This window comes from Mycobacterium sp. 4D054, assembly GCF_052245755.1.
Lineage (GTDB): Bacteria > Actinomycetota > Actinomycetes > Mycobacteriales > Mycobacteriaceae > Mycobacterium.
Window position 1 is genome coordinate 43811 of record NZ_JBQQCF010000008.1, and the last position, 24457, is coordinate 68267.

At 71.1% G+C, this 24457-nt stretch carries 15 protein-coding genes; 13 read left to right on the plus strand and 2 right to left on the minus strand.

Annotation, left to right across the window (positions count from 1 at the left end; all coding sequences use genetic code 11):
- Nucleotides 1-4 precede the first annotated feature (4 nt).
- The 8 genes from recC to ACTWP6_RS08460 all read left to right on the plus strand — a co-directional run bounded on the left by recC (nt 5) and on the right by ACTWP6_RS08460 (nt 16411).
- Nucleotides 5-3268 carry an exodeoxyribonuclease V subunit gamma gene (gene recC / locus ACTWP6_RS08425; RefSeq protein ID WP_443187359.1) on the plus strand — a complete coding sequence of 1088 codons (3264 nt, stop codon included), beginning with the start codon at nt 5-7 and terminating at the stop codon, nt 3266-3268.
- Entirely contained in the window at nt 3265-6579 is a 3315-nt protein-coding gene (gene recB / locus ACTWP6_RS08430; protein WP_443187360.1) for an exodeoxyribonuclease V subunit beta, read from the plus strand. Before recC ends, recB begins: the two co-directional genes overlap by 4 nt.
- Complete coding sequence (gene recD, locus ACTWP6_RS08435; RefSeq protein WP_260757148.1) at nt 6576-8231, plus strand: exodeoxyribonuclease V subunit alpha; 1656 nt, start codon at nt 6576-6578, stop codon at nt 8229-8231. Before recB ends, recD begins: the two co-directional genes overlap by 4 nt.
- A 165-nt stretch (nt 8232-8396) precedes the next feature.
- Nucleotides 8397-8708 (plus strand): hypothetical protein, encoded by a 312-nt coding sequence (locus ACTWP6_RS08440; RefSeq protein WP_260757147.1) that lies wholly within the window; start codon nt 8397-8399, stop codon nt 8706-8708.
- A 95-nt stretch (nt 8709-8803) separates the two neighbouring features.
- Entirely contained in the window at nt 8804-11191 is a 2388-nt protein-coding gene (locus tag ACTWP6_RS08445) for a lysylphosphatidylglycerol synthase transmembrane domain-containing protein (protein WP_260757146.1), read from the plus strand.
- A gap of 51 nt (nt 11192-11242) precedes the next feature.
- The gene (locus ACTWP6_RS08450; RefSeq protein WP_260757145.1) at nt 11243-13963 is read left to right on the plus strand and encodes a cation-translocating P-type ATPase; all 2721 of its coding nucleotides are present in this window, start codon (nt 11243-11245) and stop codon (nt 13961-13963) included.
- 85 nt (nt 13964-14048) lie between these two features.
- On the plus strand, nt 14049-15224 hold the full coding sequence (locus ACTWP6_RS08455; RefSeq protein ID WP_260757144.1) for an LLM class flavin-dependent oxidoreductase: 1176 nt from the start codon (nt 14049-14051) through the stop codon (nt 15222-15224).
- Nucleotides 15221-16411: an SfnB family sulfur acquisition oxidoreductase gene (locus ACTWP6_RS08460; RefSeq protein WP_260757143.1), complete on the plus strand. Its 1191-nt coding sequence runs from the start codon at nt 15221-15223 to the stop codon at nt 16409-16411. Before ACTWP6_RS08455 ends, ACTWP6_RS08460 begins: the two co-directional genes overlap by 4 nt.
- 7 nt (nt 16412-16418) lie before the next feature.
- Here ACTWP6_RS08460 and ACTWP6_RS08465 read toward each other — a convergent pair whose 3' ends face one another.
- On the minus strand, nt 16419-16640 hold the full coding sequence (locus tag ACTWP6_RS08465; protein ID WP_260757142.1) for a hypothetical protein: 222 nt from the start codon (nt 16638-16640) through the stop codon (nt 16419-16421).
- A gap of 174 nt (nt 16641-16814) precedes the next feature.
- On the opposite strand from ACTWP6_RS08465, the gene ACTWP6_RS08470 reads away from it, so the two are divergent.
- The 5 genes from ACTWP6_RS08470 (at nt 16815) to ACTWP6_RS08490 (ending at nt 22481) form a co-directional block, all read left to right on the plus strand.
- Nucleotides 16815-17537 (plus strand): M15 family metallopeptidase, encoded by a 723-nt coding sequence (locus ACTWP6_RS08470; protein WP_260757947.1) that lies wholly within the window; start codon nt 16815-16817, stop codon nt 17535-17537.
- Nucleotides 17538-17636: 99 nt separating this feature from the next.
- On the plus strand, nt 17637-19871 hold the full coding sequence (locus ACTWP6_RS08475) for an MMPL family transporter (RefSeq protein WP_443187418.1): 2235 nt from the start codon (nt 17637-17639) through the stop codon (nt 19869-19871).
- A gap of 8 nt (nt 19872-19879) precedes the next feature.
- Nucleotides 19880-20941: a type III polyketide synthase gene (locus tag ACTWP6_RS08480; RefSeq protein WP_443187419.1), complete on the plus strand. Its 1062-nt coding sequence runs from the start codon at nt 19880-19882 to the stop codon at nt 20939-20941.
- A 5-nt stretch (nt 20942-20946) separates the two neighbouring features.
- On the plus strand, nt 20947-21462 hold the full coding sequence (locus tag ACTWP6_RS08485; protein ID WP_260757945.1) for an isoprenylcysteine carboxyl methyltransferase family protein: 516 nt from the start codon (nt 20947-20949) through the stop codon (nt 21460-21462).
- Nucleotides 21459-22481: an NAD(P)/FAD-dependent oxidoreductase gene (locus tag ACTWP6_RS08490; protein WP_443187361.1), complete on the plus strand. Its 1023-nt coding sequence runs from the start codon at nt 21459-21461 to the stop codon at nt 22479-22481. The genes ACTWP6_RS08485 and ACTWP6_RS08490 overlap by 4 nt, the downstream gene beginning before the upstream one ends.
- On the opposite strand, the gene ACTWP6_RS08495 is transcribed toward ACTWP6_RS08490, so the two are convergent.
- Nucleotides 22446-24341, minus strand: coding sequence for a diguanylate cyclase (locus tag ACTWP6_RS08495; protein ID WP_443187362.1), 1896 nt, complete (start codon nt 24339-24341; stop codon nt 22446-22448). The two genes, ACTWP6_RS08490 and ACTWP6_RS08495, sit on opposite strands and share 36 nt — an antisense overlap.
- Nucleotides 24342-24457 lie beyond the last annotated feature (116 nt).

A 24457-nucleotide genomic window follows, 5' to 3' on the forward strand; every position in this document is an offset into this window, starting at 1 on the left:
CACGATGGCGCTGCACCTGCACCGGGCCGACCGCACCGACCTGCTAGCCGACGGCCTCGGCGCGATGCTGGCCAGCCCACCCGCCGACCCGTTCGCCGAGGATCTGGTGCTGGTCTCGGCGCGCGGCACCGAGCGCTGGCTGAGCCAGCGCCTTTCCCACCTGCTCGGCCGCGGCGCCGGCGAGGACGGTATCTGCGCGGGGATCACGTTTCGCCATCCGCGGTCGTTGATCGCCGAGCTGACGGGCACCGATGAGGAGGACCCGTGGTCTCCCGAGGCGATGGTGTGGCCGCTGCTCGACGTCATCGACCGCTGCATCGCCGAACCCTGGTGCGCGACGCTGGCCACTCACCTCGGCCACTTCGCCGACGGCGAGGAGAGGTCACTGCGGCAGGGCCGGCGGTACGCCGTGGCACGCCGCCTCGCCGGCCTGTTCGACTCCTATGCCCGGCAGCGGCCGCAGCTGCTCATCGACTGGATCGACGGCCGCACCGAAGATCTGGACGAGGACCTGCAGTGGCAGCCCGAGCTCTACCGCGCACTGCTGCGCGCCGTCGCCGCCGACCCGCCGCACGTCCGCCAGGCGGAAGCCGTGGCACGGCTGCGTCATTCCGCCACCGAGCTGCCGGAGCGGCTGTCGCTGTTCGGGCACACCCGGCTACCGGTCACCGAGATCGAGCTGCTGGACGCGGTAAGCACCCATCACGAGCTGCACCTGTGGTTGCCGCACCCCAGCGCGCAACTGTGGGATGCGCTCGCCGACATCCACGGCGTCGCTGCCCGCCGAACCGACACCTCGCACCGCAGAGTCGGGCATCCGTTGCTGGCCACCCTCGGGCGGGATCTGCGTGAACTGCAGCGCGGGCTGCCCGCAGACGTCGGGACCGACGAGACCGTCGGCCCGGCCGGCCGGCCGGACACCCTGCTGGGCTGGCTGCAGTCCGACCTCATCGCGAATTCGGTGCGGCCGCAAGATCGTTCGTATCGCGGTGGCGATCGGTCGGTGCAGGTGCACAGCTGCCACGGCGCCGCCCGCCAGGTGGACGTGCTGCGGGAGGTGCTGCTCGGCCTGCTCGCCGACGATTCCACCCTGGAACCCCGCGACATCTTGGTGATGTGCCCCGACATCGAGACCTACGCCCCGCTGATCGTCGCCGGCTTCGGCCTCGGCGATGTCGTCACCGACGCCCATCCGGCGCACCGGCTGCGGGTCAAGCTCGCCGACCGGGCGCTGACGCAGACCAATCCGCTGCTCGGCGTCGCGCGCCAGCTGCTCGGGCTGGCGGGTGGGCGCGCCACCGCCGGTGAGGTGCTGAACCTGGCCGAGGCCGCGCCGGTGCGGGAGCGCTTCCGGTTCTCCGACGACGACCTCGACGCGATCGGCGACTGGGTGCGCGAGGCGAACATCCGCTGGGGTTTCGACCGTGACCACCGCCGCCCCTACGGCGTCGACTTCGTGCAGAACACCTGGCGGTTCGGCGTCGACCGGGTGCTGGCCGGCGTGGCGATGTCCGACGACTCCCGCGCCTGGCTGGACACCACGCTGCCGCTCGACGATGTCAGCAGCAACCGCGTCGAACTGGCCGGCCGGCTGGCCGACTACGTCGACTGTCTGCACCGGGTGGTCGAATCACTCACGGGCACAGCGTCGTTGAGCAGCTGGCTGACCCGGCTGTCGGACGGGCTGGACATGCTGACCGCGGTGTCGGATGCCGACCTGTGGCAGACCGCTCAGGTCCAGCGCGAGCTCAACGGCATCCGCACCGTCGCCGGCGCCCATGCCGGGATCGAGTTGCGGCTCTCCGATGTCCGGGCGCTGCTGGACCGCCATCTCGCGGGCCGGCCGACCCGGGCCAACTTCCGCACCGGCACACTGACCGTCTGCACCATGGTGCCGATGCGTTCGGTCCCCCATCGGGTGGTGTGCCTGGTGGGTCTGGACGACGGCGTGTTCCCGCGCGTCGGCGTGGTCGACGGTGACGACGTGCTGGCCCGCGACCCGATGACCGGCGAGCGTGACCTGCGCGCCGAGGACCGGCAGCTGCTGCTCGACGCGGTCGGGGCGGCGACCGAGAGACTCGTGATCACCTACACGGGCGCCGACGAGGTGAGCGGTCAGCGCAAACCGCCCGCCGTCCCGGTGATCGAGCTGCTCGACGCCCTCGACCTCACCACCACCGCCCCGGTGCGCGACCACGTGCTGATCGAACATCCGTTGCAGCCCTTCGACATCGACAATGTCACCCCGGGCAGGCTCGGCATGCCCCCTGACCTGCCGTTCACGTTCGACCCGACCGCGCTGACCGCCGCCCGGGCCGCGGCCGGGCACCGTGACGAGCGGCCGCGGCTGCTCGGTGCGCTGCTGCCCGCCCCGCCCCCGGCCGACATCGCCCTCGATGAGCTGGTCGGCTTCTTCAAGGATCCGGTGAAGGGTTTCTTCCGCGCGCTGGACTACACGCTGCCGTGGGATGTCGACGCAGTCGAGGACGCGATGCCCGTGGAGATCGACGCGCTGGCCGAATGGAAGATCGGCGACCGCATGCTCGACGACATGCTGCGGGGCATGAGCACGGCCGATGCGCAGCAGGCGGAATGGCGGCGCGGCTCGCTGCCGCCGGGCCGGCTGGGCTGGCGCAAGGCGCAGGAGATCGCGGCGCGCTCGGCCGCCCTGGCCGCCGAGGCACAGCGTCACCGCACCCAGGACCCGCGGGCCGTCGACGTCGACGTCGCGGTGGGGCCGTCGCGGCGGCTGACCGGCACCGTGCCGCGCCTGTACGGCGACCACATGGTGGCCGTCACGTATTCCAAACTCGACGGCCGGCACCTGCTGGAGTCCTGGATCCGCCTGGTGGCGTTGACCGTTCACCGTCCCGGCACCGACTGGACCGCGGTGTGCATCGGCCGGGGAAACAGCCGGGGCGGCAGGGACGGCGCCGTCAGGCAGCGGCTGCTCGGCCCGCCGGACTCCGCCGTCGAGGTGCTGCGGGATCTGGTCGCGATGTACGACGCCGGCCGCCGAGCCCCGATCCCGTTGCCGCTCAAGACGTCCTACGCCTGGGCCGAGACCGAGCACCACCGCGGTTCGCCAATGCGCGAAGCGGGCTGGAAGTGGCGGTCCGGTCGTTTTCCCGGCGAGGACGCCGACCGCGCCCACGTCCGGGTGTGGGGTCCGAATTTCCCGCTGTCGGGTCTGGTGGAGGCGGGCCTGCCCGATTTCGCCGCGCGGCTGTGGTCACCGCTGCTGCATGCCGAGAGGACACCGCCGTGACGGAGCCCTTCGAGCTGCTCGGCCCGCTGCCCGCCCCGCGCACCACCACGGTGCTGGAGGCCAGCGCCGGCACCGGCAAGACCTTCGCGCTCGCCGGTCTGGTCACCCGCTACGTCGCCGAGGGCGTGGCGACCCTGGACCAGATGCTGCTCATCACGTTCGGCCGCGCCGCCAGTCAGGAACTACGCGAGCGGGTGCGCCGCCAGATCGTGGACGCGGTGCGCGCATTCGACGATCCCGCCGGCGCCGCCGACAACGAGGTCCTCGCCCACCTTCTCGACGGCACCGCCGAGGAACTGGCCGACCGCCGGCAGCGGCTCCGGGACGCGCTGGCCGGTTTCGACGCCGCCACCATCGCCACCACCCACCAGTTCTGTCAGCTGGTGCTGCGCTCGCTGGGCGTCGCCGGCGACACCGACTCCGGCGTGGAGCTGGTGGAAAGCCTCGACGACCTGGTGACCGAGATCGTCGACGACCTGTACCTGGCGCATTTTGGGCAGCAGCGCGACGAGCCGCTGCTGTCCTACGACGCGGCGCTGAACCTGGCCCACGAGGTGGTCCGCAACGCGCACACCGAGTTACGGCCCGCCGACCCGCCGCCCGGCTTCGACCCGCACGTGCGGGTCCAGTTCGCCCGCGCGGTCTGCGCCGAACTGGAGACCCGCAAACGCCGGCTCGGCATCCTGCACTACGACGACCTGCTCTCCCGGCTGGCCCGGGCGCTGGAGCCGCAGGACTCCCCCGCGCGGGCCCGGATGCGGCGGCGCTGGTCGATCGTGATGGTCGACGAGTTCCAGGACACCGACCCCGTGCAGTGGCAGATCATCGACCGCGCGTTCAGCGGCCACGCCACGGTGATCCTGATCGGGGACCCGAAGCAGGCGATCTACGCGTTCCGCGGCGGCGACATCGTCACCTATCTGCACGCCGCCTCCACCGCCGGCGAGCAGAAGACGTTGGGCACCAACTACCGCAGCGACGGCCCGCTGGTCGAGAGCCTGCAGGCGGTCATGCGGGACGCGCAGCTCGGCGATCCGCGGATCGTGGTGCACCGGGTGCAAGCCCACCACAAGGAGCACCGCCTGCAGGGCGCGCCGCACAACGCGCCGTTCCGGCTCCGGGTGGTCAGCCGTGACCAGTTCGGCACCCATCCCGACAAACCCGTTCCGATCGACCGGCTCCGCCGGCACATCCCGAAGGACCTCGCCACCGACATCGCCGCGCTGCTGGCCGGTGGCGCGACGTTCTGCGGGAACCCGCTGCACCCCGGCGACATCGCGGTGATCGTGGAGAGCCACCGCGACGGCCACGCGTGTTTCGACGCACTCACCGCTGCCGGTGTCCCGGCGGTCTACACCGGCGACTCGGACGTGTTCTCCTGCCCTGCCGCCGATGACTGGCTGTGCCTGCTGGAGGCCTTCGACCAGCCGCACCGGTCCGGGCTGGTGCGCGCCGCGGCCACCACGATGTTCTTCGGCGAGACCGCTGAAACCCTTGCCGCCCAAGACGACACACTGACCGATCGGGTCGCCGAGACACTCAGGCAGTGGGCGGATTTCGCGCGGGAACGCGGGGTCGCCGCGGTGTTCGAGGCCGCTTCGCTGGGCGGCATGGGTGAGCGGGTGCTGTCCTGGGTGGACGGTGAGCGGCACATGACCGACCTCGCGCACCTGACCCAGGTGCTGCAGGCCGTCGCCCACCGCGAGCACTTCAGCCTGCCGGCGCTGCGCGACTGGCTGCGCACCCAGCGCGACGAACGCAGCGGCGCCCCCGAACGCAACCGCCGGCTCGACAGCGACGCCGCGGCCGTGCAGATCATGACGGTGTGGGTGAGCAAGGGCCTGCAGTTCCCGGTGGTGTACCTGCCGTTCGCGTTCAATCGCAACGTCCAGACCCGCGACGTGGTGACGTTCCACGAGTCCACACCGGCTGGCGACGTCCGCTGTCTGCACATCGGCGGCGAGCTCAGCCCCGACCACGCCGCGGCCCAGCAGCAGGGCCGGCGCGAGGCCGCCGGCGATGACGTGCGCCTGACCTACGTCGCGATGACGCGCGCGCAGTCCCAGGTGGTCGCGTGGTGGGCGCCGTCCCACGACGAACCCAACGGCGGGCTGTCCCGGCTGCTCCGCGGGCGTGCGCCCGGCGAGGCCGCCGTGCCCGACCGGTGCGATCCGCCCCGCATCGACGACGCCGACGCGATGGCGCTGCTGCGCGCCTGGTCCGACGCGGGCGGACCTGCCCTGGAGGAGTCGGTCATCGCGCCTGCGGTCGAGGTCGAGCTGCCCACTGCGCCAGATGATCTGGACGTCCGGCACTTTCACCGGCAGATCGACACGTCGTGGCGGCGGACGTCGTACTCCGGCCTCATCCGGGCGGTGGAGGCCGAGCAGGGCGCCGGGGTGACCAGTGAGCCCGAGGTCGCCGAACTCGACGACGAGACCGGTGAGGTTCCGGTGCAGGAGCCGGCCGAAGCCGGCGAGCCGATGCCGTCCCCGATGGCAGACCTGCCGATGGGCGCCAAGTTCGGCACGCTGGTGCACGCGGTGCTGGAGACCGCCGATCCGTTCGCCCCCGATCTGGCCGCCGAGCTGGAGGCGAAGATCGGCGACCACTCGCTGTGGTGGCCCGTCGACGTGCCGGCCGCGGAGCTTGCCGCCGCGCTCGTACCGATGCACGACACCCCGCTCGGACCGCTGGCGCCCGGAGTCACCCTGCGCGACATCGGGCTGCGGGACCGGTTGCGGGAGATGGAGTTCGAGTTCCCGCTCGCCGGCGGGGACCGCCGGTCCTCGACGCCGTCGATCACCCTGGCCGACGTCGGCCGGCTGCTCGCCGAGCACCTGCCCGCCGGCGACCCGCTGGCGCCCTACGCCGACCGGCTGACCGACAGCGTCCTGGCCGCCCAGTCGCTGAAGGGCTATCTGACCGGGTCTTTGGACGCGGTGCTGCGGATCGGGGGGCGCTACCTGGTGGTCGACTACAAGACCAACTGGCTGGGCGATCCGTCCCGCCCGCTGACCGCCGCAGACTACGGCCGGGCCCGGCTGGCCGAAGCGATGCTGCACTCCGACTACCCGCTGCAGGCGCTGTTGTATTGCGTTGTGCTGCACCGCTTCCTGCGGTGGCGTCAGTCCGGATACGATCCGGAGCAGCACCTCGGCGGGGTGCTGTACCTGTTCGTGCGCGGCATGTGCGGTCCGCAGACCCCGACCGTCGACGGCCATCCAGCCGGGGTGTTCAGCTGGCGGCCGCCGGCCGCGCTGGTCGAGGCCCTGTCGGAGCTGCTGGACGCCGGGACGGCGGCCGCATGACCGTCGACGCGTTCGCCGCACTGTTCGAACCCGCGGATGTACAGGTGGCGCAACGGCTCACGACCCTGGTCCGGGACGACGACGACCGGGTGGCGCTGGCCGTCGCGCTGGCGGTGCGCGCGCTGCGCGGCGGCTCGGTGTGCGTCGACCTGCGCACGATCGCCGGGCAGGCCGGAATGCCGGAGCTGCCGTGGCCGTCACCGGATCAGTGGCTGACCGCGGTGCGGGCCAGTGCGCTCGCCGACCGACAGGTGCTGCGGGTGCACGGCGACCTGCTCTACCTGGACCGGTACTGGCGGGAGGAACAGCAGGTCCGCGACGACGTGCTGGCGCTGCTGGCCGCCGCGCCGCGCGGACCTGTCCCGGGCCTGGAGCGGCTGTTTCCCAACGGCTGGGAAGAACAGCGCGCCGCCGCCAAAGTTGCTCTGCAGCAATCGCTGACGGTGCTCACCGGCGGGCCCGGCACCGGCAAGACGACGACGGTGGCACGGCTGCTGGCCGCGATCGCCGAGCAGGCCGAGGTGGCCGGCGGCACGCCGCCGCGGATGGCGCTGGCCGCACCGACCGGCAAGGCGGCGGCCCGGCTGCAGGACGCGGTGCACGACGAGCTCGGCAGGCTCACCGAGGTCGATCGGAAGCGGCTGGCGGGCCTGCGGGCCACCACCTTGCACCGGCTGCTCGGCAGCAGACCGGGCACGTCGTCACGGTTCCGGCACCACCGCGACAACCGGCTTCCGCACGACGTCATCGTCGTCGACGAGACCTCGATGGTGTCGCTGACGATGATGGCGCGGCTGCTGGAGGCGGTGCGCCCGGACGCGCGGCTGCTGTTCGTCGGCGACCCCGACCAGTTGGCGTCGGTGGACGCCGGCGCGGTGCTCGCCGACCTGGTGGACGGTCTGGGCAGCGCCGGGGTGGTCGAGCTCAAGACGCCGCACCGCTACGGCGAGACCATCGGATCGCTGGCGCAGGCGATCCGCGCCGGCGACGCCGATGCCGCGCTGGCGGTGCTGCGCGCGGGCGGCGACGCGGTGGCGTGGCTGGACACCGACGATGCCGCGGGCCCGCTGCGGCCCACGCTGACGTCCCGCGCCGAGCAGCTGCGCCGGGCGGCGCTGCTCGGCGACGCCGGGGCGGCGCTGGCGGTGCTCGACAGTCACCGGCTGCTGTGCGCACACCGTCGCGGGCCGTTCGGTGTGACGCACTGGAACCGTCAGGTGGAACGTTGGCTGGCCGAGACCACCGGGCAGCCGCTGTGGGCGCAGTGGTATCCGGGCCGGCCGCTGCTGGTGACGGAGAACGACTACGGGCTGGGGGTGTACAACGGCGACACCGGCGTCGTCGTCGCCTCGCCGGACGGGCTGCGCGCCCACGTCGGTGCCCTGCGGTTCGCGCCGGGCCGGCTCGGTGAGGTCGAGACGATGTTCGCGATGACCATTCACAAGAGCCAGGGCAGTCAGGCCGACGAGGTGACCGTGCTGCTGCCGCCGCCGGAGTCCCGGCTGCTGACCCGCGAGCTGTTCTACACCGCGGTCACCCGCGCCAAGAAGCGCGTGCACGTCGTCGGGACCGAGGCCTCGGTGCGGGAGGCGATCGACCGTCGGGCCACCCGCGCGTCGGGCCTGGCCCAGCAGCTGCGCACCCGCCCCTGACCCCGCCGAAATCGCCTTCCCCACAACTCCGCCGAAATCGCATTCCACGCGGTCATTTCACGCTTTTTCGCACCGCAGACGCAATCTCGGTGATCGCTTTCTGCCACGGCGCGGCCAATTGCTGCCAACGGAAATGCCCGCGCCGGCCGGCCGGTTTCCCCGGACATGAGCAACCTGACCACCACCGCCGGGATCGCCACGGGTATCGCCACCACTCTGGCCGCCGCCACGCTCGGCCTGGCCGGCGCCGCCGCTGCCGCCCCCACGGCCACCGGCGACGCGCAGTCCACTATCAGCCGGCTGCAGGCCGAGGGCAACCGCGTGATCGTCAACAAGCTGGGCAGCGCGCCGCTCGCCGAGGCCGAGGTCGTCGGCATCCACACCGGCGGAAACGTCACCGAGTGGGTCAACGAGGGCGGAGACGACGGACTGGAACTTCGCGTCGTCGGCAAGGTGTATTACGTGACCATTCGCTGAGCACCGTCGCGCGTGTACCGATCGTCACCGAACAGTCGCTATTTTGTCGGTGAGCCGATGGCGGCTTGCAGCCAATCGAAAGAGATCGTTGACATATGCGAGTTGACGGGCAGGACGTCGCTGTCACAGGCAGCCTTCTGCAGCCGTTGACCCGCCGCACCAACGACATCATGCGACTGGCACTGGCCGCGGTGTTCCTCGTGGTCGTAGTGACCAGCTCGCTGATCACCCGCTACGAGTGGGAGGCGCTGGAGCGGTCGATCTCCGAGATCGTCGGCGTCCTGAGTCCGGCGCAGTCCAACACCGTCTACCTCATCTACGGCGTCGCGATCCTGGCGCTGCCGTTCATCATCCTGATCGGGTTGATCCTGTCCCGGCAGTGGAAGCTGCTCGGCGCGTACGCCGCGGCGGGCCTGCTCGCGATCCTTTCGCTGTCGATCACCGGCAACGGCATCGCGGCGCCACGCTGGCATCTGGACCTCAACGACCGCCTCGACACCGTGCTGTCGCAGTTCCTCGACGATCCGCGGTGGATCGCGATGCTCGCCGCCGTGCTGACGGTGTCGGGTCCGTGGCTTCCCGCCCGGTGGCGGCGCTGGTGGTGGGCGCTGCTGCTGGCGTTCGTCCCGATCCATCTGGTGGTCAGTGCCGTCGTACCGGCCCGCTCGCTGCTGGGCCTGGCGGTCGGCTGGTTCGTCGGCGCGCTGGTGGTGCTCGTCGTCGGCACACCGGCGCTGGAAGTACCGCTCGACGGGGCCGTGCGGGCGATGGCCCGCCGCGGGTTCCGGGCGTCGGCGCTGAACGTGGTCCGGCCGGCGGGGCGGGGCCCGATGATGCTCGACGCCACCGAGGATGTGCCCGCCGGCACCGTGCCCGGCACCGCGATCGTCGAACTGTACGGACCGCACCAACGCGGGGGCGGCTTCCTGCGCCAGTTCTGGGGCAAGCTGCGGCTGCGCGACAGCGAGACCGCGCCGCTGCAGACCTCGATGCGCCGCGCGGTCGAACACCGCGCGCTGATGGCGCTGGCCGTCGGCAACCTCGGCATGGCCAACACCACCCCGCTCGCGGTCGCGACACTGGACCGGGGCTGGACGGTGTACGCGCACAAGCCGGCCCGCGGCACACCGCTGCAGGATTGCGCCGCCGACACCCCGGTCGCCCGCGTGTGGGACTCGCTCGGCGTCCTGCACAGCCAGCAGATCTCGCACGGCGACCTGCGCGCCAAGTCCGTCACCGTGGTCGACGGCACCCCGCTGTTCGGCGGTTTCGCCCACGCCGAGTACGGCGCCTCGGACGCGCACCTGCACAGCGACATCGCGGCGCTCCTGCTCACCACCGCGCACCTGTACGGCGTCGGCAAGGCGGTGGCCGCCGCGATCACGGTGTTCGGCTTCGAGCCGGTACTCGCCGCGTCGCGGCGGCTGACCAAGACGGCCGTCCCGAAACGCCTGCGAAACTCGGTGCCCGACGCCGCCGCGGTGATGTCGGCGGTGCGCGACGAGGTGAAGAACCAGACCGGCGCCGACCAGATCAAGACCGCGACGATCACCCGGTTCACCCGCAACCAGGTGATCCAGATGGTGCTGCTGGTCGCACTGGTCTACGTCGCCTATCCGTTCATCAGCTCGGTGCCGGTGTTCTTCTCCGAGCTGCGGTCGGCCAACTGGTGGTGGGCGCTGGCCGGTCTGGCGGTGTCGGCGCTGAAGTACCTCGGAGCCGCGGCGGCGTTGTGGGCGTGCGCCGACCGGCTGGTCAGTTTCCGCGACCTGACCATCATGCAGGTGGCCAACACGTTCGCCGCGACGACGACGCCCGCCGGTGTCGGCGGTCTGGCGTTGAGCACCCGTTTCCTGCAGAAGGCCGGGCTCGGCGCGCTGCGGGCCACCACCGCGGTGGCGCTGCAGCAATCGGTCCAGGTGATCACCCACATCACGCTGCTGATCCTGTTCAGCGCGCTGGTCGGGGTGTCGGCGGACCTGTCGCGGTTCGTGCCGAGCGCGACGGTGATCTACCTGGTCGCCGGCGCGGCGCTCGGGGCCGTCGGGATCTTCCTGTTCGTGCCGAAGCTGCGGCACTGGCTGGCCACCGCGGTGCGCCCGCGTCTGGAGGAGGTCGTCAACGACCTGTTCGCACTGGCCCGCGAACCCCGGCGGCTGGCATTGATCGTGATCGGCTGCGCCGCAACCACTCTCGGTGGCGCACTGGCTCTGTGGGCGAGCATCGAGGCGTTCGGCGGCGACGCCAGCTTCGTCACCGTCACGATCGTCACGATGATCGGCGGGACGCTCGCGTCGGCGGCACCCACCCCCGGCGGCGTCGGCGCGGTGGAGGCCGCGCTGATCGGCGGGCTGGCCGCGTTCGGGGTACCCGCGGCCGTCGCGGTGCCCGCGGTGCTGCTGTACCGGATCCTGACCTGTTGGCTGCCGGTCTTCATCGGCTGGCCGATCATGCGCTGGCTGACCCGCAGGGACATGATCTGAGCCTGCGGTCCGCCGGTTGCAGCCCGGCCGCCGAGCCGACAGCATCGGGGTATGGCGCGAGAAACCACCACGGCCGACGTCCAGCGGGTAGCTGAGGAGGCCGATTTCGCGGGGCTGGCGCACGCCCGCAGCCGAGCCGACATCCTGGCGGCGCTGCGCACCACCGCCGCCGGCCTTACCTCGGTGGACGCGCAGACCCGACTCGCCGAAACCGGCCCCAACCGGCTGCCTGCGCCCCCTCACCGCTCGCCGTTGATGCGTTTCCTCGCGCAGTTCAACAACGTGCTGATCTACATCCTCATCGCCGCCGCCGTGCTTAAGGCGATCCTGGGCGGGTGGATCGATGCCGCGGTCATCGGCGCGGCGGCGATCATCAACAGCGTCGTGGGCTACCTGCAGGAGGGTAAGGCCGAGAAGGCGCTCGACAGCATCCGCGAGATGCTGTCGGTGTCGGCGCGGGTGCTGCGCGACGGACAGTGGACGAATGTCGACGCCGCGACCCTGGTGCCGGGCGACGTGGTGCGGATCGGTTCGGGCGACCGCATCCCTGCCGATCTGCGCCTGCTCGAGGTGAACAACCTGCGGGTGGAGGAGTCGGCGCTGACCGGTGAGTCGGTGCCCACCGCCAAGAGGGTCACCCACGTCGAGTCCGATGTGGGTCTCGGCGACCGCACCTCGATGGTGTACTCAGGCACGATCGTGGCTGCGGGCACCGGTGTCGGCGTGGTGACCGCGACCGGGACGGCCACCGAGATCGGGCGCATCCAGACGATGATCTCCGAGGTCGAGGGCATCGACACGCCACTGACCCGCAAGCTGGAGCAGTTCGGCCGCCAACTGTCGGTGCTCATCCTCGCGATGGCCGCGGTGATGCTGATCATCGGCAGGGTCATCCATCAGTTCTCCATCGAGGACCTGATCTCCGCAGCGATCGGCTTCGCGGTTGCGGCCATCCCGGAGGGACTGCCGGCGGTGGTGACGGTGACCCTGGCGCTCGGCGTGCAGCAGATGGCGCGGCGTAACGCGATCACCCGCAAGCTGCCCGCGGTCGAAGCGCTCGGGTCGGTCAACGTGATCTGTTCGGACAAGACCGGCACCCTGACCCAGAACGAGATGACGGTGCGCACCGTCATCACGTCACGCCACCGCTATGCCGTCACCGGCGCCGGCTACGCCCCGCACGGCGATCTCGAACTCGACGGCGCCGCAGCAGGACTGGCCGCGCACCCCGACCTGAACGCGGTGATCGTCACGATGTCGCTGTGCAACGACTCGCGGCTGGTGGAGGTCGACGGTCACTGGCGGGTGGTCGGTGAGCCGACCGAAGGGGCTTTGCGCGCGCTCGCGCACAAGGCCGGTATCGGGCGCCCCATGCGCCGGCTGGCCGAGATCCCGTTCGAGTCGGCACACAAGTTCATGGTCACCCTCGACGAAGCACCGGACGGGGAACGGTGGCTGCACGTCAAGGGCGCTCCGGACCGCCTGCTCGAAAGGGCGGCCACACAGCTTCGCGGCGGTGTGACCGAAGCGCTGGACAGCGCGTTCTGGCACGCGCGCGTCGACGAACTCAGCCATCAGGGGCTGCGGGTGCTCGCCGCGGCACGGCGCCCCGCCGGCACCGCCGACGGCGTCGCGATCGAGGACGTCGACAGCGGGCTGGAGTTTCTGGGCATCGTTGGCATCGTCGACCCGCCCCGCCCGGAGGCCATCGAGGCGATCGCCAACTGCCACAGCGCCGGAATCCGGGTGAAGATGATCACCGGTGACCACGTCGGCACCGCCAAGGCCATCGCACGCGAGATGGGCATCGGCGCCGAGGGCGAGCCGTCGGCGCTGACCGGAGCCGACCTGCAGGCCATGAGCCAGCCGCGACTGCGGGAGGTGGTCAACCAGGTCGACGTCTTCGCCCGGACCAGTCCGGAGCACAAGCTGCGAATCGTCAGCGCGCTGCAGGCCGAGGGCGATGCGGTCGCGATGACCGGCGACGGCGTCAACGACGCGCCCGCGCTGACCCGGGCAGACATCGGCGTCGCGATGGGGGTCAAGGGCACCGAGGCCACCAAGGAGGCGGCCGGCATCGTGTTGGCCGACGACAACTTCGCCACCATCGAGCGCGCCGTCGAAGAGGGCCGCCGGATCTACGACAACATCCGCAAGTCGGTGCTGTTCCTGTTGCCGACCAACGGGTCTCAGTCTCTGGTCATCCTGGTGGCGGTGCTGTTCGGCTTCGCGCTACCGTTGCAGCCGGTGCAGATCCTGTGGGTCAACCTGGTCACCGGGGTGACGCTGGCACTGGCGCTGGTGTTCGAGAAGGCCGAGGACGGGTTGATGACCCGGCCGCCGCGGCCGGCCACGCAGCCCGTGGTCCGGCTTGCCGACGTATCGATGATCGCGCTGGTGTCGGTGCTCGTCGCCGGTGCGGCGCTGGCGATCTTCTTCATCGGCCGGGCCAACGGCTATCCGCTGCCGGTGGCGCAGACCGCGGCGGTGAACATGCTGGCGATGGGTCAGCTGGCCTACCTGTTCAACTGCCGGTTCGTGTCGCGATCGAGCTTGCGTCCGGCCGTCCTGCGGGGCAACCCGTGGGTGTGGCGGATGGCCGCCGCGCTGCTGGCGCTGCAGCTGGTGTTCATCTACGCGCCGTTCATGAACGCGTGGTTCCACTCGGCGCCGATCACACTGCTCGGCTGGGGCGTCGCGCTGCTCTTCTCCGTAATGATCTTCCTGATGGTCGAAGCCGCCAAGGCCGTCGGACTGCGGCTCGGCTACTGACCCGCCGCCCCCTTTCCCTCGGGGGCTTCCAATCGCGGTGAGGTAAACCCGTGAGCGCCGGACGCGCGGCGGGGACCATCCCGTGGTGACTTCTGCGATCAAACTGCACTGGTTCCTTCCGACCTACGGAGACAGCCGGCTGATCGTCGGCGGAGGACACGGCACGCCGGCCGGCGCGGCCCGCGGCGATCGCGACGCGTCGATCGACTACCTCGCCTCGATCGTGCGCGCCGCCGAAACGTTCGGTTTCACCGGTGCGCTGATCCCGACCGGCGCGTGGTGCGAGGACGCGTTCATCACGGCGGCGCTGCTGGCCCGGGAGACGACGTCGCTGGCGTTCCTGGTGGCGTTCCGGCCGGGCCTGGTCAGCCCGACGCTGTCGGCGCAGATGGCGGCGACGTTCTCCCGGCACGCGCCCGGCCGGATCCTGCTCAACGTCGTGGTCGGCGGCGAGGCCCACGAACAGCGCGCGTTCGGTGACCATCTCGACAAGGACGGCCGGTACGCCCGCGCCGACGAATTCCTCGACGTGGTACGCCGGCTGTGGGACGGGCAGACGGTGACCCTCGACGGTGAACACATCCGGGTCGAGGACGCGACCATCCCGACGCTGCCGAACCCGTTGCCGCCCTTGTATTTCGGTGGCAGCTCCGCTGCCGCCGGCCCGGTGGCGGCACGCCATGCCAACGTGTATCTGACGTGGGGCGAACCGCCCGCCGCGGTGGCCGAGAAGATCGCATGGATCCGCCGGCTCGCCGCCAAGCAGGGTAGGCAGGTGCGGTTCGGGATCCGCTTGCACGTGATCACCCGCGACACCGCGGACGAGGCGTGGACACAGGCGGACAAGCTGATCGGTGCGCTCGACGAGGAGACCGTGCGCAGCGCCCAGGCCGGGCTGGGCCGCAGCGAGTCCGAGGGCCAGAAGCGGATGCTGGCCCTGCACGAGGCCCATCGCGCCGACGGCACCTGGCACGACGCCCGCACACTGGAGATAGCGCCCAACCTGTGGGCCGGCGTCGGTCTGGTTCGCGGCGGCGCGGGCACCGCGCTGGTGGGCAGCCACACCGAGGTGGCCGACCGCATCGCCGAGTACGCCGACGCCGGTATCGACGAGTTCATCTTCTCGGGCTATCCGCATCTGGAGGAGCTGTACTGGCTCGGCGAGGGCGTGGTGCCGCTGCTGCGCGAGCGCGGGCTGTTCGCGCCGGACGTGAAAAGTGCTGCGCCGGGCTCGATTCCGTTCCTCGGCGCGGCGCGGTGACACCCGGCGAGGCGATCGCCGTCGCGGAACGCCTGGCCGCCGACGTCGCCGCCGACGCGGCCGCGCGGGACGCCGACCGCACCCTGCCCCACGATCAGGTCAAGGCGCTCAAGGCATCCGGTCTGCTGACGCTGTCGGTGCCGCGGAGTCTGGGCGGTCCCGACGCGCCCGCCGCGGTACTGGCCGAGGTGTTCCGGCTGCTGGCCCAGGCCGACCCGTCGCTGGCCCAGATCCCGCACTCGCACTTCGTGTTCCTGGAGGCGCTGCGGCTGCAGGGCACCGCGGCCCAGCAGGCCTGCTTCTACGACCACGTGCGCCAGGGCGCGTTGTTCGCCAACGCCCAGTCCGAACGCGGGCCGCACCCCGTCGACGTGGACACCACCACGCTGGTGCGCCGGCCCGGCGGTGACTACACGCTGGCGGGCCGCAAGTTCTACTCCACCGGCGCGCTGTTCGCCGACTGGGTCGTCGTGCGGGCGTCACTGGCCGACGGCTCCGGCCACACCCCGACCGCATCTACGCCGAAGGCGCTGGCGTTCGTGCAACGCGACGCCGATGGCCTGGAGGTCGTCGACGACTGGGACGGGATGGGCCAGCGCACCACCGCCTCGGGCACCGTGACCCTCACCGACGTCGCCGTGCCCGGCGAGCACGTCGTCCCGTTCTCCCCGATCTTCTCGGGCCCGACCACCTACGGCGCGCGGGCACAGCTCTGGCACGCCGCGATCGACGTCGGCATCGCCACGGGGGCGCTCGCCGAGGGGGTGCGCCAGGCCGGCCGGGCCCGGCCGCACTTCGAGGCGGGGGTCGACGCGGCGGCCGACGATCCGACCCTGGTCCATCTCGCCGGCGAGGCGACGGTCACGGTGCGCGGCGCACAGGCGCTGCTGGCCGACGCGGCGCGGCAGGTGGACGCCGCGACCGAGAACCTCACCGACGAGACGGCGGCGGCCGCGTCGATCGCGGCGGCCGTCGCGAAGGTCGCGGCGGTGCGGGCCTCGCTGGAGGCGTCGAACGTACTGTTCGAGCTCGGCGGCACCCGCAGCGCGTCAGCGGCGGCGAACCTGTCCCGGTACTGGCGCGACGCGCGCACGCACACCTTGCACGACCCGACGCGGTGGAAACTGCAGCACATCGGCCGCCACACCCTGTCTGGGGTCAGGCCGCCACGACACGGCCAGATCTAACGCGTGCTCAGCACGCGACTCCGGCGAACACCGCGCCTGTGACCAGCGCGATCACCAGCGCCACGGTCGGCAGCCCGCTGTACAGCGCAACCACTACGCCGGCGATCGCTGCGATCAAAAGCGCCACCATGAGCAGCACGAGCGCCCAATTGACCGAACTGGACGCGTGCGATGCGCGGTGCGACTCGACACCCTGTGGGACCATCGCGCCCTCACCCATTCCGACCATGACCACGCCCTTCTGTGATGACGCCCACAATATAGCCCAGGCATGACGCACATCACATGAATGACGGCGATGTTGTGACCAAGCCGTCAAATTCGAAAGCTCAACTAACGGAACTGATTAGGGCTGCTAACCGCGACGTCGGCTCGGGTAGGTTGGTCGGCGGTGAGGTTCGCGATGCCGGCCGCGCTGGCGGTCATGACGGCGGTGCTGGTGCAGTGCGCGTCGGCGCCTGAGCCGCCGGCGCGGTCAGGGGACCCGGCCACGGGGTCGTCCATCGCGGCGTCCCCGCGGCTGTCCCCGGAGACCGTCCGCACCGTCACCGCGGCCCCGCCGCGGCCACGCGCCGCCCAGGTGCATCCGGTCACCGCCGCCGATCTCGGGGCGACGTGGCGCCCGGGCTGCCCGTTGGACCCCGACGCCCTGCGCCGTGTCGAATTGGATTACGTGGGCTTCGACGGGCAGACACACCGCGGCCGGCTCGTGGTGCACCGAGACGTCACCCAGGCGGTCATCGACGTCTTCGCCGAACTGCACCGCTTAAGGTATCCGATCGAGAAGATGGACACCGTCGAGCGCTATCCCGGTGCCTACGACGAACTTTCGATGCGCGACAACAACACCTCGGCGTTCAACTGCCGCGACATCCCCGGCACCGGCAGCTGGTCGCTGCACGCCTACGGCCGGGCGGTGGACGTGAACCCGAAACTCAACCCGTACATCGACCGGCGCGGCGACTTCCAACCCGCCAACGCCGGTCCCTGGGTGGACCGCGGCCGCACCGATCCCGGGATGCTGCACGACGGGGACGCCGCCGTGCGCGCGTTCACCGACCGGGGCTGGCGGTGGGGCGGGCACTGGCGCACCCCGCTCGATTACCAGCACTTCGAAATCGACTGACCCTCCCGACTTCGCGGGCGATCATGTGCAATACGTGAACCCCCGCAGGGCGTATTACGTGTCGTAGATTAAGGCGCTCTACGTGGACGGGAGACTCAGCTGCTTCCCAGAATCGCCTCACTGGCTCTGGCCGCCCCCCGGCGGATCCTTCTCGCCGCGGCATTGTTGACCGTCGTGCTGGCGGTATTCGGTGTGCCGGTCGCCAAGAGCCTGTCGCCGAGCGGGTTCTCCGATCCCGGCTCCGAATCCGCCCGCGCCTCGGCGCTTCTCACCGACAGGTTCGGCCAGGGCGACGTGCAGATGCTGATCGTGGTGTCCTCGGCCGACGGTATCGACGCCCCCCGCGTGCGCGACACCGGACTCGACATCGTTCGACGCCTGGACACCGATCCCCATGTGACCGACGTGTCGTCGCCGTGGACCTCGCCTCCCGCGGCGGCCGCCGATCTGATCAGCCGCGACCGCACCGCCGGTCTGGTCGTGGCCGGTATCCGAGGCGACGAGGCCGAACAGCAGACCTACGCCAAGCAGATCTCCGAAGACGTCACCGGCGACCGCGACGGCATCACCGTGCGTACGGGCGGCACCGCGATGGTCAACGTGCAGATCACCGAGCACTCCCAGCGCGATCTGCTGGTGATGGAGGCGCTGGCGATCCCGTTGAGTTTCCTGGTGCTGGTGTGGGTGTTCGGCGGGCTGCTGGCCGCCGCGCTGCCGGTGGCCATCGGCGGCATGGCGATCATCGGGGCGCTGGCGGTGCTGCGGCTGGTCACCTTCGCCACCGACGTGTCGATCTTCGCGCTGAACCTCGCCACCGCGATGGGGCTGGCACTGGCGATCGACTACACGCTGCTGATCCTGTCGCGGTACCGCGACGAACTCGCCGCCGGCGCGGACCGTCCCGACGCGATCCGGCGCACCGTGGCCACCGCGGGGCGCACCGTGCTGTTCTCGGCGACGACGGTCGCGCTGTCGATGGCGGTGATGGTGCTGTTCCCGATGCACTTCCTGAAGTCGTTCGCCTACGCCGGGGTGGCCACCGTCGCGTTCGCCGCGGCAGCCGCCGTCGTCGTGACCCCGGCGGCGCTGGTGGTGCTCGGCGACCGCGTCGAGTCGCTGGACGTCCGCAGACTGGCGCGGCGCCTGCTGCGCCGGCCGGAACCGCAGCCGGTGCCCGTCGAACAGCGCTTCTGGTACCGCTGCGCGAAGGCGGTGATGCGCCGGGCGCTGCCGCTCGGGCTGGCCGTGGTGGCGCTGCTGCTCGTGCTCGGCGCCCCGTTTCTGGGTGTGAAGTGGGGGTTCCCCGACGAGCGGGTGCTGCCGACGTCGGCGTCCGCGCATCAGGTGGGCGACCAGCTGCGCGCCGGGTTCGCGGACAACACCGACACCGCGGTGACGGTGGTCGTGCCCGACAGTGCGGGGCTCAGCCCAGAAGAACTGTCGGGGTATGCCGCCGAACTGTCCCGCGTGCCCGACGTGCCCGCGGTGTCGGCGCCCACCGGCACGTTCGTCGGCGGCGTCCGGTCCGGTCCTCCGTCGGCGCCGGCCGGCGTGAAGGACGGCAGCACCTTCCTCACCGTCGCGAGCACGGCGCCGCTGTTCTCCGCGGCATCCGAGAGCCAGCTCGATCGGCTGCACGCCGTGGCCGGTCCCGGCGGACGAGAGGTGTTGCTGACCGGCACCGCCCAAGTCAACCGCGACAGCGTGGATGCCATCACCTCGACGCTGCCGGTGGTGCTCGCGCTGATCGCGGTCATCATGTTCGCGCTGCTGTTCCTGCTCACCGGCAGCGTCATCGTCCCACTCAAAGCCCTTGTGCTGAACATGCTTTCGTTGACCGCCGCGTTCGGCGCGCTGGTGTGGATCTTCCAGGACGGGCATCTGGGGGGTCTCGGCACCACCCCGACCGGCACGCTGGTGGCCAACATGCCGGTGCTGCTGTTCTGCATCGCCTTCGGGCTGTCGATGGACTACGAGGTGTTCCTCGTGGCACGTATCCGCGAATTCTGGCTCCGGACCGGCAATTCCGACGAGTCGGTGGCGCTGGGCATCGCCCACACCGGCCGCATCATCACCGCCGCCGCGCTGATCATGTCGATCTCGTTCGCCGCACTGATCGCCGCAAGCGTGTCATTCATGCGGATGTTCGGCCTCGGCCTGACCATGGCCGTCCTGGTCGACGCGACACTGGTGCGGATGGTCCTCGTGCCGGCGTTCATGCGGCTGATGGGCGGGTTCAACTGGTGGGCCCCGGCCTGGCTCAAACGCGTACACGAACGCCTCGGCTTCGCCGAGGCACCGAGCCCCCAACCCGAACGGATCACGTCATCATGAACAACCCGATCAGCGTCATCGCCGGCGTGCAGGGCGCACTGCCGCCATACCGCTACACACAAGCCGAGATCACCGAACGGTTCGTCCAGGAACCGGCTTTCGCCGGCGTCGGTGAGCTGCTGCGCGGATTGCACGACAATGCGAAGGTCGACGCCCGCCACCTGGTGTTGCCGTTGGAGCAGTACCCGGACCTGGTCGATTTCGGCGAGGCCAACGATCTCTACATCGAGCATGCCGTCGAACTCGGCTGCCAGGCGCTGACCGCGGCGCTCGACGAAACCGGGCTGATGCCCACCGATCTCGACATCATCATGTCGACCACCGTGACCGGGATCGCCGTTCCGTCTCTGGACGCGCGCATCGCCGCCCGGCTGGGTCTGCGCCCCGACGTCCGGCGGGTGCCGCTGTTCGGACTCGGCTGTGTGGCCGGGGCGGCGGGCATCGCCCGCATGCACGACTACCTGCGCGGTGCACCCAGCCACGTCGCCGCGCTGGTCTCGGTCGAACTGTGCTCGCTCACGCGCCCCGCGCTCGAGCCGACCATCGGCAGCCTCGTCGGCAGCGCGCTGTTCGGCGACGGTGCGGCCGCGGTGATCGCCGTCGGAGAAGACCGGGTCGGCACGATGAACGCGGCAGGCCCGGCGGTACTCGACAGCCGCAGCAGGATGTACCCCGACTCTCTGGACATCATGGGATGGTCGGTGAACCACAACGGATTCCAGCTGCTCCTCTCGCCCGACCTGCCCGAGCTCATCGAATGCTACCTGCCCGACGACGTCGCGGGCTTCCTCGGCGAGCACGACCTCGCTGCCGAGGACATCGCCGCGTGGGTGTCCCATCCCGGCGGCCCGAAGGTCCTGGAGGCGATCTCCGGCGCGCTGCACCTGCCCGACGACGCGCTCGAGCTGTCCTGGCGGTCTCTGGCCGAGGTCGGCAACCTGTCCTCGTCGTCGGTCCTGCACATCCTGCGCGACACCTTGGCCAAGAAACCCCCAGCCGGAACGCCCGGCCTGCTGATGGCGATGGGCCCGGGCTTCTGCTCCGAGCTCGTGCTGCTGCGGTGGCGCTGACCGCCATGCTCGCCTACACCCTGCTGATCGGCGCGGTCGCGCTCGAGCGCGTGGCCGAACTGGTTGTCTCGCAACAGAACCTGAAGTGGAGCCGGGACCGCGGCGGTGTCGAGTTCGGCGCCGGCCACTACCCGGTGATGGTCGCACTGCACACCGCGCTGCTGGCGGCCTGCCTGCTTGAGGCCATGCACCGGGAGTTCATCCCCGCCCTCGGCTGGCCGATGTTCGCGCTGGTGCTGGCCGCCCAGGCGCTGCGCTGGTGGTGCATCAGCACGCTCGGGCGGCAGTGGAACACCCGGGTCGTGGTGGTTCCGAACGCCGGCCGGGTCGCCGCCGGGCCGTACCGATTCCTGTCGCACCCCAACTACGTCGCGGTCGTCATCGAGGGCATCGCGCTGCCGCTGGTGCATACCGCCTGGATCACGGCGCTGGTGTTCACCGCCCTCAACGCCGCGCTGCTGTGGGTGCGGATCTCGGTGGAGAACACCGCGTTACGGTCTCTGACACCGTCGCCGCCATGATCGACCTGCTGGTGGCCGGCGGCGGTCCGGCCGGTCTGGCCACGGCGATCCACGCCGCGCGGTCCGGCCTGCAGACCGTCGTCATCGAAGCGCGGTCCGGCCCGATCGACAAGGCCTGCGGCGAGGGCCTGATGCCGCACGCGGTCCGGCAGCTGGATCAGCTCGGGGCACGTCCCGCCGGGAAACCCTTCGACGGCATCACCTACGTCGACGGCCGCCGCCGCGTCACCGCGCGGTTGCGCTCCGGGCCCGGGCTCGGCGTGCGCCGCACCACGCTGCACGCGTCGCTGCTGCAGGCGGCCGCCGAGGCGGGGGTGACGGTCGTGCACGACAGGGTCGGCCAGCCCACCCAGGACGCGGAGTCGGTGTCGGTCAACGGTTTCCGCGCCCGGTATCTGGCCGCCGCGGACGGGCTGCACTCCCCGATTCGCGCCGGCCTGGGCCTGGGGCTCCCCGCGGGCCGGACGCGGCGCTGGGGGATCAAACGCCACGTGGCCGTCGCGCCGTGGAGCGACAACGTCGAGGTGCACTGGTCACCGGACCCTGAGGCCGGGGAGATCTATGTGACCCCGGTGGCCGACGACTGCGTCGGCATCGCCGTCCTGACCTCCCGGCAGGGAGGGTTCGAGTCGCATCTGGACGCGTTTCCCGCACTGCGGCAACGCATCGCGGGACTGCCGCACCAGCCCGACCGGGCCGCCGGCCCGCTGCGGCAGCGGGTCCGCAGCCGGGTCGCCGGGCGGGTGCTTCTCGTCGGCGACGCGGCCGGCTACGTCGACGCGCTCACCGGGGAGGGGCTGGGGCTGTCCTTCGCCGCGGCCCGGCTGCTGGTCGAGTCCGTGCTGGCCGACCGGCCCGAGGACTATGAGCAGCAGTGGCGGCGGGCCACCCGCCGCTACTGGCTGACGACTGCGGGGGTGCTGCGGGCCGGTACGTCGCCGCTGCGCTCAGTCATCGTCCCGGCCTCGAGCACCTTTCCGGGTCTATTCACCGGGGTGGTGAACCTGCTCGCCGACTAGCAGCGCGTCGTCGTGGGCCACCGAAATCGCGTTGCGCCCTTTCGATTTCGCCGAGTACAGGGCCTTGTCGGCGCGGTCGAGCAGTTCACTGACCGCCGCGTCGGGATCGGCGCCGCCGAACCGGGCCTCGTCGCGCGGGAAGACGGTCGCGACACCGACGCTGACGGTGACCACCCCCGACGCGCACGCTGGGTGGCTGATCCCCAGCGCCCGGATCGCCGAGGCCAGCCCGGTCGCGAACGTGTACGGGTCGCCGCATCCGGACAGCACCACCGCGAACTCCTCGCCGCCGTACCGGGCGGCCACACAGCTGGCCGGATCGGCGAGATGGGCCAGCACCTCGGCGACCTCGCGCAGGCAGACGTCACCGGCCTGGTGCCCGAACCGGTCGTTGTACGCCTTGAAGTGGTCGACGTCGACGAACATCGCGGTCAGTGGCTCGTCGCGCTCCAGGGCGCGCAGCCAGATGTCGCGGGCCCGCGCCGCCAGTCCGCGCCGGTTCGGCAGCCCGGTCAGCGGATCGGAGTTCGCCATGTCGGTCAGCGACTCCTGCACCTCGCGCTCGAGTGTGACGTCGCGCAGTACGGCCGCCGTCAGCCCCTTGGCGGCATGGCGGGTGTGCATCACCAGCCAGCGCCACGACCCGTCGCGGGCCTTGATCCGGAACGGCAGCGACGCGCCGGGGCGGGCGGCGAACCAGTGCTCGGCGATGAGGTGCAGGTCGTCGGGATGCACCTGGTGGCGCCATTGGTGGCGCCCGATGCGCCCGGCCGGCAGGTTGAGGTCGCTGTGCCCGGTGAATGCGTGGTGCAGCACATCCCCGTGGGCGTCGACGACGATCACCAGGTCGCCGGTCAGGTCGGCGACGAGGTCGTACACCTCGTGGCTGGCGTGGTCGAGCGCGGTCAGGCGGTTGCGTTCCTCCAGCGCCGCCGCCACCAGCACCACCATCGCGTAGCCGGTGAGCAGGAACACCTGGGTGTGGATCATCGCCTCGGTGCGGTCGACGGCGGTCGCCACGAACGGCCCCATCCCGGCGAACGTGGTGCTCAGCAGGATCACCGCGCCGACGGCCATCTGCCAGAACGCCGCCGCGATCCCGAACTCGATCAGCACCAGCAGGGCGGGCACCGCGGTCAGGAACATCAGCACGAAGTTCGACTCGTAGGCCGCGACGGTTCCCAACACCACCATCAGCACCGTGAAGCCGCCGGTCATGAACACCTGGCGGGCGGTGTGCCGCCGCCAGTACCGGCGCCACCGCAGCAGCACCGGCGCCAGGAACGCGATGCCGACCGCCTCGGCGAGATACCAGATCAGCGCGACGATGCACAACGACTTCGGATCCGTGCGGCCCTGCTGATGCACCAGCACGCTCAACGCCCCGATCGTTCCGGCGAACGCCGGCGCGACGATCACCGCGTACAGCACGAAGCGGCGCCAGCTGCGCAGGGAGTCGGTCCGGCCGTGGATCCAGTCCTGGTCGGAGTGCAGCGTCGCCGCGGCGAAGACCACCGCGGTCAGCGTCGACAGCGCCGCCAGCTCCGGGGGCCGGTCCAGCAGCACCCAGGCCGGCACGTACTGGAAGAACGCGAAGGTCAGCAGATAGACAGGCCAGTGCCGGCGCCGGGCCAGCAGTAGCGCCACCAACTGCGGGGCCGCCGCCAACCACACCACCGTGAAGGTCCGGCCGTCGACCGAAGCCAGGAAGCGAACCAGTTCCGAGGCGGCCACCACGCCCGCGGTCCAGCCCACCAGACTCCAGAACGGGGGCAGCAGATCGGCCGCCGCCAACCACGCACGCCACGACTGCCGGCGGCTCCTCGCGCCGGTCAGAGGCACCGCACGGCCCTTCGACATTCAAACAGTCAACAGCGTCAATATTGTCTCGGCAATCCTTGGCCCCAAATGGCGGCGTACGTGTCGTTCACACCCCCGACCCGCCGTGGAAACGCGCGCAGGACACAATGACGCGT